This is a genomic window from Bartonella henselae str. Houston-1, assembly GCF_000046705.1.
Lineage (GTDB): Bacteria > Pseudomonadota > Alphaproteobacteria > Rhizobiales > Rhizobiaceae > Bartonella > Bartonella henselae.
In genome coordinates this window covers 1,600,631-1,613,163 of the sequence record NC_005956.1, presented here as the reverse complement: position 1 = coordinate 1,613,163, position 12,533 = coordinate 1,600,631, and the positions used below count along the sequence as shown (strand labels likewise).

The following is a 12,533-nucleotide window of genomic DNA, read 5'->3' as shown; positions in this document are numbered from 1 at the left end:
AGTAGATGCGTGGAGGATTGAAGTGGCAGTGTGGGGAGTGTGGAGCAGTTGTGTGAAGGCGTGAAGAGGTTGCGTAGGGGTTGGAGCGGCAGTGTGGGGAGCTTGAAAGGCAAAATTCTGCACGTACACTCGCTGCCTATAACGGCTTAACACCAAATGGACCGATTTCTTTGGATATGCTCGACAAAATGTCGGAAGCAGAATTTAGTCATTGGGTTTCTGATCCAAAAAACAAAGCCGCTTTTAATCGCTTAATGGGTGGTGGAGAATCCTAAAAGCATGAACGCGTGGATAGGGGAACTCTCGAAGTAGATGCGTGGAGGATTGAAGTGGCAGTGTGGGGAGTGTGGAGCAGTTGTGTGAAGGCGTGAAGAGGTTGCGTAGGGGTTGGAGCGGCAGTGTGGGGAGCTTGAAAGGCAAAATTCTGCACGTACACTCGCTGCCTATAACGGCTTAACACCAAATGGACCGATTTCTTTGAATATGCTCGACAAAATGTCGGAAGCAGAATTTAGTCATTGGGTTGCTGATCCAAAAAATAAAGCCGCTTTTAACCGCTTAATGGGTGGTGGAGAATCTTAAAGCATGAACGTATGGTGGGGAAACTCTCGAAGCAGATGCGTGGAGGATTGAAGTGGCAGTGTGGCGGGTAAGGCTGTTGCGTGGGGGTTGAAGCAGATGCGCAGTGGGTGAGATGACTGTGTGGAGAGCTTGGAGCCGATATGGGCCGGGGCTTTTAAGACGTCTGTCTAGAAACTTTTGAGACAGATCTATAGGAGCTTGAGGGTGTTTATGCAATGAGAAGATCGTTCAAAGGGGGAGGCAAAGATCATCAATAAAAATAATATAAAAACACTTAATAACAAATTCACTCTCTGAAAAGGAAAAATGTGGAGTGTTAACAACCGGCGCTTTGCCGGGTTTTTTATGTCAATAAACTTTTAGAGGATAAAATGACTGTAACTTATATCGGACTTAATGACCCAATGGCAGTGCGCACATGGTCTAAACTCTTGAACCAGGAAGTCTCAAAAGCAATCCCTATTGCACCGTTGATTGGGAATGATTCAAATAGTATTGTACAATTAAAAGATGAAACCACCAAAGCAAGTGGTGATGCCATTAGCTTTAATTTACGTGTACAGCTGTTTGGTGATGGGGTGAGTGAAGGACAGGCGCTTGAAGGTAATGAAGAAGCTCTCCAATTCCTTAATGATCGCTTGGCAATTAATGAACTTGTTCATGCGGTGCGTGTCAAAAATGAAGGAACCATTGATCAGCAACGTATTTTGCACGATTTGCGTACCGAAGCCAAAAATGGTTTGGTCGATTGGTATGCTGATCGCTTGAGTTTGATGTTCTTTATTCAAGTTTGCGGCTATACCGCAAAAACCATTAACTTCGAAGGTCGTACTCTTACTCTTAAACCTGTCCATTACGGGTTTAATGCACCAACTGCACCAACCGATAAACGCATTGTGCGTCCTAATGGAAAAACAAAAGATGAAGATTTAAAACAAACCGATGTCTTTGATCTCAACCTGATCGATCAAGCTGTTGAACGGGCTAAGCTGGCAAATCCTAAAATTAGACCCGTACGCATTGATGGCGAAAGTGTTTATGTGCTGTATCTACACCCAACGCAGGTCACACAATTGCGAACCAATACAGATGCTGGACAGTGGCTCGATATTACCAAGGCAATCTATAGTGGAAGCCGTCTTAAAAATCCACTCTATGATGGATCGCTTGGAATGTATAATGGCGTCGTCTTGCGTGAGGCTGAACATGTTACCGAAGGTGTCGAGTCCGGTGCAACAAACAAAGCTGTGCCAAATGTGCGGCGTGCTGTGCTGCTGGGGGCGCAAAGTGCTGTCATCGCTTTTGGAAAAGATCGCGGTGCTACACGCTATAAATTGGTGGAAGAGCTGTTCGACTATGAACGAGAGTTCGGTGTTGCAGCAAAAACTATTATCGGTATGAAAAAGACTTGCTTCACCTTGCCAGGAAGTAAACAAGGGGCACAAGATTTTGGTACCATCGTGATCCCAACTTATGGAGCACCCGCTTAAAGGGTGTGTGAAGGCTCCTTCCCAACAGAATATCTTGTTGGGAGAGCGGATCCAAGCCATTGGTTTTAACAGCTTGTCAAAGAACAACCAAGGAGCCTAGAATTTTGCTAGTATCGTGATGCCAATTTATAGAGCATCTGCTTTCAGAGCTGCTTAAAGATTGTTCGAATCCTTCCTCTTGACAGAATATGCTGAAGGAGAGGAGAAATTTTTAGAGCAAAGAAGGTGCTCCAATTTCTGTACACGCGTGATCTGAGCTTCTGGAGTGCTTATTTTAAGAACTGTTTAAAAAGCTTGCGAATTCTTTCTCTCAAAAGAATATGTTTTTTGCGGGAGAGATGCTTAAAACGCCTCACACGCAAAAGGATTATCATTGCCCATGACCGTTTTACCTATTGATCCAAATCATCTCAATCTTACACATTCAGACCATTCTCAAAATTTTGCCTCTATGGTCGCGCTTATTCAAGATGAAATTGATGATACAACAGCTGAATATTCCACGCAAATTCAAGATTCAATTTTTACCGCTTTGCGTTTGTGTGAACGAGAACCCTTTTTCTTTAATGAAAAAAGAGAGGTGACATTCAAAACGCAATGTGAAAAAACATGGTATGGGCAAGAAGAGGGCGTTTTTATTCAATCAGAAAGGTCTCTTGAATCCGTCTTTTTAGGAATATGTGCTGCAACACAAATACAATTGCTTTTTAAACCCGCTGAGGTGTTGCAACAACAATATGGATTACAGCCTCCACAAGGAGCGCCTCTCTTTTATACCTACTTTGATCAAAAAATAGGCCTCTTTCCAACACCCAAACAGGTTGAGACCGTGCGTCTTGTCTATACTTCTCTTCGTTTTGGAGATGAACAGGTGATGGAGGATGATAATCCTTGGTTGATTTATGCATTTGATCTTATTAAAGCACGTGCAAAATACGAACTCTACAAAAATATCCTTAAGGATCCTGAATATGCCGCTGTTTCTTTTAGAGACTTTCAAGAACAGCTCCAAGCTTTGCGATTTGAAACATCGCGTCGAAAAGGCTCTTTAAATATTCTGCCCATGAGCTTTTAAAAAGCTTTTTTCTTCATCATTGATGATTGGTACTGGCGGCTGATGTTGGTGGCTGATGCTGGTGGCTGGTGTTGGTAGCTGATGCTGGTGGCTGGTGTTGGTAGCTGGTGTTGGTAGCTGGTGTTGGTGGCTGATGTTGGCGGCTGGTGTTGGTGGCTGATGTTGGCGGCTGGTGTTGGTGGCTGATGTTGGTGGCTGATGTTGGTGGCTGGTGTTGGTGGCTGGTGTTGGCGGCTGATGTTGGCGGCTGATGTTGGCGGCTGATGTTGGCGGCTGGTGTTGGTGGCTGATGTTGGCGGCTGGTGTTGGCGGCTGGTGTTGGCGGCTGGTGTTGGCGGCTGGTGTTGGTGGCTGATGTTGGTAGCTGATGTTGGTGGCTGGTGTTGGTGGCTGATGTTGGTGGCTGATGTTGGTAGCTGGTGTTGGTAGCTGGTGTTGGTAGCTGGTGTTGGTAGCTGGTGTTGGTAGCTGGTGTTGGTAGCTGGTGTTGGTAGCTGGTGTTGGTAACTGGTATTGGTGGCTGGTGTTGGTGGCTGATGTTGGTGGCTGTGTTGGTGGCTGGTGTTGGTAGCTGGTGTTGGTAGCTGGTGTTGGTAGCTGGTGTTGGCGGCTGATGTTGGTGGCTGATGTTGGTGGCTGATGTTGGCGGCTGATGTTGGCGGCTGATGTTGGCGGCTGGTGTTGGTGGCTGATGTTGGTGGCTGATGTTGGTGGCTGGTGTTGGTGCTCTGACATTTATGCCATCTTACTCGTGAATGTATCAATGTGTTTGCGTTTACCCTCTATAATCTGATTTTTATGCTTTTTTACAGAGTCTTATCTTACGGGGCTTTTTTGATTAAAATAAAAAAGTTTTGGCGATTTGAAATCTCGCATTGATAAGGTTTTTCAAATATTCTTCTAATGGGGTTCTCAATGGCTTTTTTCCCAGTTGCTGATTATCGGCCCGATGTTGCTGATATTAATGGCATCTTTACCGATGAGCTTATTAATGTGTTGCCTGCTGATGGGTCCTATATCCCTATGCCAAGCTTTCAACCTGTGTCAGAGCCTTGTCCTCATCCAATTTTAGGAGCTCTTGCTGTTAAAACAAAAAATGGTGTCTCTGTTATTGTTGGGACCGGACAAAAAATCTACCTTCTCGACAATACGACAAAGCAATGGAAAGATATCAGCCAAAAGGGAAAATCTTATCTTGCCAATGTCGATGCTCCATGGTCCTTCGCTTTGTTTGGGGATTATATCATTGCTGTGAATGCCAATGATAAGCCACAAGTGATCGACATTAATCATGACAAAAACTTTAGAGATTTAGGTGGAAATCCACCACAAGCGGGGATTGTGCGTGTGTGGGGAGATTTCGTTTGTCTGATGAAATTGACAGAGCATCCAAGACGTGTCCATTGGTCAGGATTGAACGATGCCGAATTTTGGACTGTTGGAAAAAAAAGCTGCGATTATCAAGATTTTCCCGATGGCGGTTTCGTGCAAGGTGCGACCGAAACAACAAATCCAATCATCTTTATGCGGTCCGCAATCTATGCCGGATCTTTTATTCCTGGATCTAAGATTATTTTCAGTTTCCAAAAAATCCATGATAAACGCGGTGCAAAAAACGCTGAATCTATCGTTTGTCGAGGCGATCTTGCCTTCTTTGCTGATGAGGGAGGATTTTATCAGATCACCAATGAGGGACAAATTATACCAATTGGCTTCGAAAAAGTCGACCGGACGATGACTGCAAAATCGAGGCAGAATAATCTGTATACTCTATCTGCTGCTATCGATGGAGTGTATAATCGCGTTTATTGGATGGTCGATACCGATGAAAGCGTCCACAAACGTATTTTACTTGTTTATGATTGGGGATTGCAAAAATGGACTAAGGCGGTTGTGGATATCAAAATGATTTTGCCCATCTTTTTAGCAGGAACTACCTTAGAAGGATTGGATCACGTCGCTCAGAATATTGATGATTTACCCTTTTCTCTCGACAGTAAAGCTTGGAAAAATGAATCTCCTATTCTTGGTGCCTTTGATCATCAAGGGAGAATGGGGTCGTTTTCTGGTCCTCCTATGGCTTGTGTGGTAACATCACAGGAAATGGGGCAGACAAATGGCATGATAACAAGAGTGAAAAATATTATGCCTCAAGTAAATAGTGGAGAGCTTTATTTGTCTGTGGGAATGCGCTTTCGGCAATCCCTCGAAGAGAAAACTGTTTGGTTGCCGGAAAGACAACCTTCCTATAATACGGGGCAAATTCATTTGCGCGCAAGAGCACGGTTTTATCGCTTTAAATTGCGTATCCCGGAAGGAGTAAATTGGTCTCATGTCACGGGCTTTGATGTGGAATTGCAGTCTGCCGGCATGCGATAATGCATGTCTTTGTGATTAAAGACGTTATGCGGTAACCTATACCTTTAAATAAAGACGCTATGTGGAAAAGTGCGCCTCCTATCGTGCAGGAATGATGCAGTGAGATACGCTTTATGAGGGGGAAGAAACGCATTAGTCATGCCTTATAACGTTAGAAGTAATGCATCAGAAGCGCTTATTATAAAAAACAAATAGTCCCCTTATATGCTGCGGAAAAGATAAATCTTTGTTGAGGATTTGCTGTGAAAGGGTGAAAAGATTCGTAACAAAAAAACGGAAAAAGCCAAAGTTATGACACGGCGATGCGAGAGACAAAATTCTTATTCTGCTCATCTTACAGAAAAATGGTCATGGCAAAAAATTGCGCACTATCAAGAGGCACTCAATGCCGCACTGAAAAAATACGCTCAGCGCTTTCCTGATGATGTTTGTCTGGCAACAATTGCCGAAGAACTGGCGAGAGGACAAGCACAATTGTGGCTGGTCTTGAAAAATAAAACCCAATTTAGTGCTTTTGCGATTACCAAAGTTGAAAGAACCCATACGGGAAAAAAACGCGTCGTCCTTTCAGATTTGGCTGGAGAGGGAGGACTGGAATTGGTCAAATTGATCGATAAAGTCGAAGAATGGGCGCGAACAATCCATGCTGAGGAAATACATATGTTTGGAAGATCTGGATGGTCTAAAATGCTTAGCCATCACGGATATTCCCGTAATCTTATTCATTACAGAAAGGTTCTAAACCCATGAGTAGAAAAACAAAACCTCAAGTGCAAACAACAACACAAACAAATGCACCACCCGCGTGGGCGGCTGATATCCTTAAAAAAGCAAGTAGCCAAGCACTTGACCTTTATAATAAAGGAATTGGTGGAAATGTTTATCAGGGAGAGCGCATTGCTGGTCTTGGTACTATGACAAAAAATGCTCTTACAGGTTTAGAACAGGCTGTTGGTCAGTATAATAATCCCGCATTGACGCAGTGGTTTAATGCACCAACGCAAAGTGCTCATAATCTTTTGGGTATGGCTAAGGGTGATTGGATTGGAAACAATAGTAAGTTTAATGCCGCCTTGCAAAGTGCCTTAAGTAAAACTTCCGATGCTATTAATCAATCTATGGCAGGAGCTGGGCGCTATGGTTCTGGTGCACATACCGGGGTGCTTGCCGATGAACTGGGTGCATTGGCAACAAATGCTGCCGCACAGCAATATAATCAAGATATTCATAATATGATGAATGCTAATCAGATGATTGATCGCTCCTTATATGATCAAGTGAATGCAGCAAATAACTACTATCAAGGGCAAAGTAATGCACAAAGCAATGCTTTGAAGGGTGGTCTTATTCAAGATGTTAATCGGCAGAATGCCTTAGATGCTGAGCGCCAAAAATGGACAGAACAAGATAATCAAGCTTGGAACCAATTAGAACGCTTGTTGCGCGTGGGAACGCAAGCTGCTGGAAATTATGGAACAACGTCAGGAAAATCCACAACAATGCCTTCCGTTACAAAAGATCCGTTGCGTGATGCACAGCAAGTGCTTGGATTGATGGGAGGAATTTTAGGACTTTGTGATGTGAGAGCTAAAGAAAATATTGTCCCTGTGGGTGAAAAAAATGGCTATCCGCTTTATGTCTTTAATTATAAAGGAGATCCGCAGCGCTATTGTGGCGTTCTTGCCCAAGAAGTGTTGCGTTTGAAGCCTGAGGCTGTGTTTGTGAATGCAAAAACAAAATTGTTGCATGTCGATTATAACAAAATCGGCCTGAAAATGAAGAAAATATCAGAACCTAAAAAAAGAATTGCTACTTTCTTTTCTGCTCTCTTTGCGCGTTTTCCCTTTTTGCAAAAAGGGTATCTTCTATGAGCTCGATTTATGATTGGTCGCTTACTACATCTGAAAATGCCTATGTTGATGAGAGTATAAACTGGGCAGAAGGACAACCTCCAAGTTCAGTCAATGATAGTGCGCGGGCGATGATGCAACGCATCAAAGAATATTTATTGGATAATGGTGGGGTGATTGAGACGCAGTTTATGCTCGATGAGGAGAAGAATAGAACATCTATCCGTTTGATGACAAAGTCTTCTTTTGAGGCTTATATGGGTGGGATTGTCGTGCGCTTTAAAGCACAAGGGGTGAATAAGGGAATAACAAATGTTGCTTTAAACCAATTGCTGTCACGGCCCGTTTATATGGTAAATTCCGATGATGGTATAGTGCCTTTAAAGGGCGGAGAAATTCAAAGGGGCGGGCTTTATGAACTCGTTTACACTTGTGATATTTCTGGAAAAAATGTAGATGGTTGGTTTTTAACCAATCCTACGCTCAGACTTCCTGAAATCCCCCCCTTGCCCCCTTTGCCAGAAAGTTTTTCACCAGGTTTTATTGGGACTTTTGCTACGGAAAAAATTCCAACAGGTTGGCTTCTTTGCGATGGGAAAGAATATTCTCGCAACGCATATGCAAGCCTCTTTGCTGTTCTTGGTGAAATATGGGGAAAAGGTGATGGGCAAACCACATTTAATGTGCCAGATCTGCGTGGAATGTTTTTGCGGGGGCTGGATAGTGGGAAAGAAATTGATAAAGGACGCTTCTTGGGAAGTAGGCAAGAAGAGTCTTTTAAAGCCCATACCCATGAAGGAAAAACAAACTCCGTCGGCAAACACAAGCATAGTTTTAAAGGGTTTAAAAGCGTAGTTGTACAGCGCAATTTGGATGAGTGGAAAGCTTATGCCTATGGATACGATTCCCAAAATTCTTTAACAGAATTTGAAGGAGAACATGAACATCAGGTCTTTTTGGAAAAAACAGGTGGGGATGAAACGCGCCCCGTCAATGTGGCTGTTGTTTATGCTATCAAAGTGTGAAAATTGAAACTCTTTTAGATTTCAATTGTTGCAAGAGCTTTGGTATAAAAGGTGCATTGAAAAATTAAAAATATGTTGTGCACTAAATTTAATGGCAAACGCTTGATTTTAAGAAAAATGTATCTTTGGTTTATTTTCTCTTGAATGCATTTCAATGCTTCTGAGCAGAGAGAAGTGAGAGCTGTGTGGTGTGTCTTACAGCATTTGGATCTGCTTCTTGGTCTCTTTGCCATTTTCCCCTATCGGTGGACAAGAGAGAAAGCACAAGCGCTTTTGTTTTCGGTAAGCGCTTCCCTTTTCTGTTAAGGGAGTACTATTTTTTTTGTATAGGAAAATTCGCTAAGAAAAATGCATACGTAAAGGTGTATTTAAAATTTATATGCATCTTTGCTCATGTTATTAGGAGGGATGTTTATTGAAAGACTTTCTGTATTTTTTTCAGTTTACTGTGGTTTAAGAAAGATGCATTGTCTCTTTTAATAAAAGAAGGAGAGCGTACAAAAAAATCTGCATGGTTTTTATCAATGACGGGTTTATGATGATATCAACCTGTGGCAGGCGTGTATGCTCTAAACCAGTTCTTCCTTAAGACGTTGTTTTGTTTGCTGAAAAATAGCTTAAGAGGAACAATATGAAGACCGGAAAAGCTGTTTGTGAAAGATTGTGGGTGAGGGAATGGATCCGCAAGGTCTTGGAGCATTCCTTTTGGGATTCTCATAGACTGGTTTCCAGTTTGTTGGTTTCCAAAGTGCTCGATTCCATTTTGCTTGTGCTTTGGTGAAGAGATACAGAGAAGCCACGTTAGCTTTAGGTGGTAAAACTTTTGGAAAAGGAAAATATTTAAATGAGAGAGTGGTGTTGAAGCACGCGTGGAGATGTTGCCGTCTGAGTTGGGATTTTACCAGTCTGGGTTCTCTGTTGGTTAGGTCTCATGGGTGCGTTACAGGGGCTAGATTCTAGAGGTTAAGTTCTAAAGGCTGGTTTGCGGAAAAATGTTTTTATGCTTGGGCGGTGGCGGATATAAGAAAGTTTTGTTGGGATGGTGCTTGTTCTAGAGAATGAGGTTTCAGATTGGCAGTTCACCGTTTCGGATGAGAGAAAAAATGCCATATTAAGATGATTTTTTGCTTGATTTTTCTAGATCTTTTTTAACAGTTTTTCAATGGTTCTGCCCTGGGGGTTCTGCCCTGGGGGTTCTGCCCTGGGGGTTCTGCCCTGGGGGTTCTGCCCTGGGGGTTCTGCCCTGGGGGTTCTGCCCTGGGGGTTCTGCCCTGGGGGTTCTGCCCTGGGGGTTCTGCCCTGGGGGTTCTGCCCTGGGGGTTCTGCCCTGGGGGTTCTGCCCTGGGGGTTCTGCCCTGGGGGTTCTGCCCTGGGGGTTCTGCCCTGGGGGTTTTTGCATGGTGCAAAAGTTTGTTGATAATAATGCACTGAAATCTACTAATATCGCTGTTCTAGAGTTCGGTAAAAGGAGAGAACGCAATGGCACTTTTTCCATTTTCTATTGCTGATGTTGATGATCCTGAACATATTCGTGTGGTTCTTTATGCTAGCGGAAGAATGGGTCATGCCCCTTTAAATGCACTGTTGAAGCAAATGCACCAAGCCATCGGATCTCTTGAGAAAAAACAGCTCCAGAATACCACGCAAATTTTGCAGCGTATGGATGCTTTAGAACAACAATTGAAAGTAATTCTCCAAGATCTTGAACATTTTAAACATCAACAAGATGCCAAAAAAGGTCCGTAAAGACTGTGAAACAGATTATTATGCAACAAAAGTAGTTGAAAAAGTGCGCCTACTGGTAGCTGAAAAATCTATCACTCGCTTGAAGGGAGTATAATCATTTATTGCACCGCATATAAAATATACAAGGAAGAGAAAAAGTAATCCCTAGCAGGTTATGAGGCTGTTTCTGGAGGCCAACGGGGACGCTCCTGGAGATGGGGTATGTGGTAAGTAATCGTCATGCCTTGTATTCCTATTTTATTTTTATATGTCCTAGGTGATTTGAGGAGTTTTAAAGAATGCGAAAAATTTCAAAAGAGGGACTTCTACTCATTAAACAATGGGAAGGACTCCATTTGCACGCTTATCAAGATGCCGTTGGTGTATGGACAATCGGTTATGGACATACCACTCAAGTGGGCGAGCCTTCTGTGCAGGAAGGAATGCAGATTACTGTTGCTGAAGCGGAAACTCTCTTACAAAAAGATCTCGCAAAATTTGAAAAAACTGTCGAAGAGATGGTGGAGCAACCCTTAAATGATGAGCAGTTTGCTACTCTTGTGTCTTTTTGCTATAATGTCGGAATAGAAACTTTTTGTAATTCTACACTCTTAAAAAAACTTAATAAAGGGAAGTATGAAGCTGTGCCGGCTGAATTGCAAAAATGGACCAGAGCAGGAGGAAAATGCTTACAGGGACTCGTAAATCGCCGAGCTGCTGAAGCAGGTTTGTGGGTTAAGGGTGCTTATGTTTCTTCCAATTATCAACAAGTCGAAATACCTCAAAATTCTTTTTGGGGAAAGATAGAAGTTTTAGCGCCAATCATTGGTTCATTTTCAGGGTTAACAGGGATTTTAACGGGACAGGGACCTATACAATGGGCTTTAGCCGTGGTTATGGTTTTGGCTACAATCGCCGCTATTGGGATGTCTGTCTATCGGATGAAAGAAGAGTATTCATAACTTTTTTCTCTCGTGAGAGTTTTCTTGTCTTCTTTATGCTTGGTGCTGCGTTGAGCAGCTTTTTTATGGACGCTTTTTTACGCCCAATAACTTTGATCCAAGCCGTTTCAATTTTGCAAATTCGTGAGAAAATGATGGAGGAAACTTTTTCTCTTTCTGCTGCTGTCTTGCTCTTTATAAGGCTTGGCAGGGGCTAGACGAATGTGTTGCTCCCTGGCCTGAGTTGGATAACTCCTTAACCATTTATAGATCTGTTTCTTTGATTAAAAAGACACTCTTATCACCTTGAATTTTGGCAATAGATCACTTTGGTTAAAAGCAAAGATATTGTGGATTATAAGGGAGGGGGAGAACTCAATATCGTCATTGATGTGGGGAAATCTCTTTTGTTTTTTTGTGTGCGACGCTCTTTCTTAAGAGAACGCGTGTGTTTGTTGTTGCTTGTAAATCAACATCCAATTCTAACGTCGTGGCATGTTTGATACAAATATTAAGACAATTTAGCGCTTTCTCAACTGTTGCAGCTTTTGTATACCAAATATAGAAAAAAGGGTATTGCGTATCTCTGTTTGTGTAATTTATGAAACGGGTATACAGCCTAATTGGGGAATAATATGAAGTTGTAAAGGTGAAAACCAATTATGAGCCTTATCATCTTCTTTTAATTCAACTTTACGACTTTCAAAGGCATCTAGAACAATGTCTTTTAAATAATGCAGGTTACGCAATTGCCTTATGCTTTTTTTCACGTTCTTTGATGGGGTTACGCCTCTCATTCATGTAAAGCAGAATGCCATTTTTTTGCCAATTCACATACTTTTTTTAAAGAAACATTTCTCAATGCTCGCCAGCATATTTCGTGACGCTGTCCGTGAATGGTATAGTGATAAAGCTATTGTGCACCAGCCTCTTTATGTTTATGAAAAAGCAAACCAGCACCATCATTCTCTTTGTTAATTCAAAATGTTTCACGAGTCCTTGCATGGAAATGGTTCATGAGAGGTGTTTTTAATCCTTTCTTTATTAGTTTTTATCCACGCGCTAACTGTGTTTGTGATTTGTACGCGAATGATTTTGAGTAATTTACTACAAGAGTATTTGCAATAAGAGAATCTTACGATATTTGAGGTTCTTATTCAATATTCAAAATGATTAATTATCTTTATAAGTCAATATGATACTTTATAAGATTATAATGATCATGCAGCGGAAATGTAAGGGAATCTCTTTTCATGTTATTAATGCTATAGCGTTAAAAATCAGAAAGTTCTTCAAAAGCTACTTTGAGTCGGTTGTCTCAAGAAGAGATAACCGGAACATCTTTTTTCCATAAAGTCTTTAAAAAGCATGAGAGAGGCGATTAAGCCGTTAAAACGTAAAAAAACAGACCACATTCATAATAATAAAACGCACGAAGTGATTGAAAAATTTAAGTAAAAAACATC

At 42.1% G+C, this 12,533-nt stretch carries 11 protein-coding genes and 1 pseudogene; 10 read left to right on the top strand and 2 right to left on the bottom strand.

All coding sequences use genetic code 11. The features are described 5' to 3' along the window. Nucleotides 1-80: 80 nt before the first annotated feature. The 4 genes from AYT27_RS07190 to AYT27_RS07175 all read left to right on the top strand — a co-directional run bounded on the left by AYT27_RS07190 (nt 81) and on the right by AYT27_RS07175 (nt 3,147). Nucleotides 81-275: a hypothetical protein gene (locus AYT27_RS07190; protein WP_011181180.1), complete on the top strand. Its 195-nt coding sequence runs from the start codon at nt 81-83 to the stop codon at nt 273-275. Between the two features lie 112 nt (nt 276-387). Continuing rightward, nucleotides 388-582, top strand: coding sequence for a hypothetical protein (locus AYT27_RS07185; RefSeq protein WP_011181179.1), 195 nt, complete (start codon nt 388-390; stop codon nt 580-582). A gap of 371 nt (nt 583-953) precedes the next feature. Continuing rightward, nucleotides 954-2,072, top strand: a complete 1,119-nt coding sequence (locus tag AYT27_RS07180) for a N4-gp56 family major capsid protein (protein ID WP_011181178.1) — start codon at nt 954-956, stop codon at nt 2,070-2,072. A 379-nt stretch (nt 2,073-2,451) separates the two neighbouring features. Then, nucleotides 2,452-3,147 (top strand): phage adaptor protein, encoded by a 696-nt coding sequence (locus tag AYT27_RS07175; RefSeq protein WP_011181177.1) that lies wholly within the window; start codon nt 2,452-2,454, stop codon nt 3,145-3,147. Here AYT27_RS07175 and AYT27_RS07170 read toward each other — a convergent pair. After that, nucleotides 3,121-3,882 (bottom strand): hypothetical protein, encoded by a 762-nt coding sequence (locus AYT27_RS07170; RefSeq protein WP_041583397.1) that lies wholly within the window; start codon nt 3,880-3,882, stop codon nt 3,121-3,123. The two genes, AYT27_RS07175 and AYT27_RS07170, sit on opposite strands and share 27 nt — an antisense overlap. 180 nt (nt 3,883-4,062) lie before the next feature. Here AYT27_RS07170 and AYT27_RS07165 point away from each other — a divergent pair, with 180 nt between their 5' ends. From AYT27_RS07165 to AYT27_RS07135, 6 genes are all read left to right on the top strand, one after another. Continuing rightward, nucleotides 4,063-5,526, top strand: coding sequence for a hypothetical protein (locus tag AYT27_RS07165; RefSeq protein WP_011181176.1), 1,464 nt, complete (start codon nt 4,063-4,065; stop codon nt 5,524-5,526). Nucleotides 5,527-5,817: 291 nt separating this feature from the next. After that, a complete protein-coding gene (locus AYT27_RS07160; protein ID WP_011181175.1) occupies nt 5,818-6,276 on the top strand; it encodes a hypothetical protein in 459 nt (152 codons plus the stop codon). Further along, on the top strand, nt 6,273-7,397 hold the full coding sequence (locus AYT27_RS07155) for a tail fiber domain-containing protein (RefSeq protein WP_011181174.1): 1,125 nt from the start codon (nt 6,273-6,275) through the stop codon (nt 7,395-7,397). Before AYT27_RS07160 ends, AYT27_RS07155 begins: the two co-directional genes overlap by 4 nt. After that, nucleotides 7,394-8,401, top strand: coding sequence for a phage tail protein (locus AYT27_RS07150; RefSeq protein WP_011181173.1), 1,008 nt, complete (start codon nt 7,394-7,396; stop codon nt 8,399-8,401). Before AYT27_RS07155 ends, AYT27_RS07150 begins: the two co-directional genes overlap by 4 nt. A 1,479-nt stretch (nt 8,402-9,880) precedes the next feature. Next, nucleotides 9,881-10,147 carry a hypothetical protein gene (locus AYT27_RS07140; RefSeq protein ID WP_011181172.1) on the top strand — a complete coding sequence of 89 codons (267 nt, stop codon included), beginning with the start codon at nt 9,881-9,883 and terminating at the stop codon, nt 10,145-10,147. Nucleotides 10,148-10,425: 278 nt separating this feature from the next. Then, a complete protein-coding gene (locus AYT27_RS07135) occupies nt 10,426-11,088 on the top strand; it encodes a lysozyme (RefSeq protein ID WP_011181171.1) in 663 nt (220 codons plus the stop codon). 408 nt (nt 11,089-11,496) lie between these two features. Here AYT27_RS07135 and AYT27_RS09445 read toward each other — a convergent pair. Further along, nucleotides 11,497-12,046 (bottom strand): annotated as a pseudogene (locus AYT27_RS09445) (integrase); the annotation flags it as partial. Between the last annotated feature and the right edge of the window lie 487 nt (nt 12,047-12,533).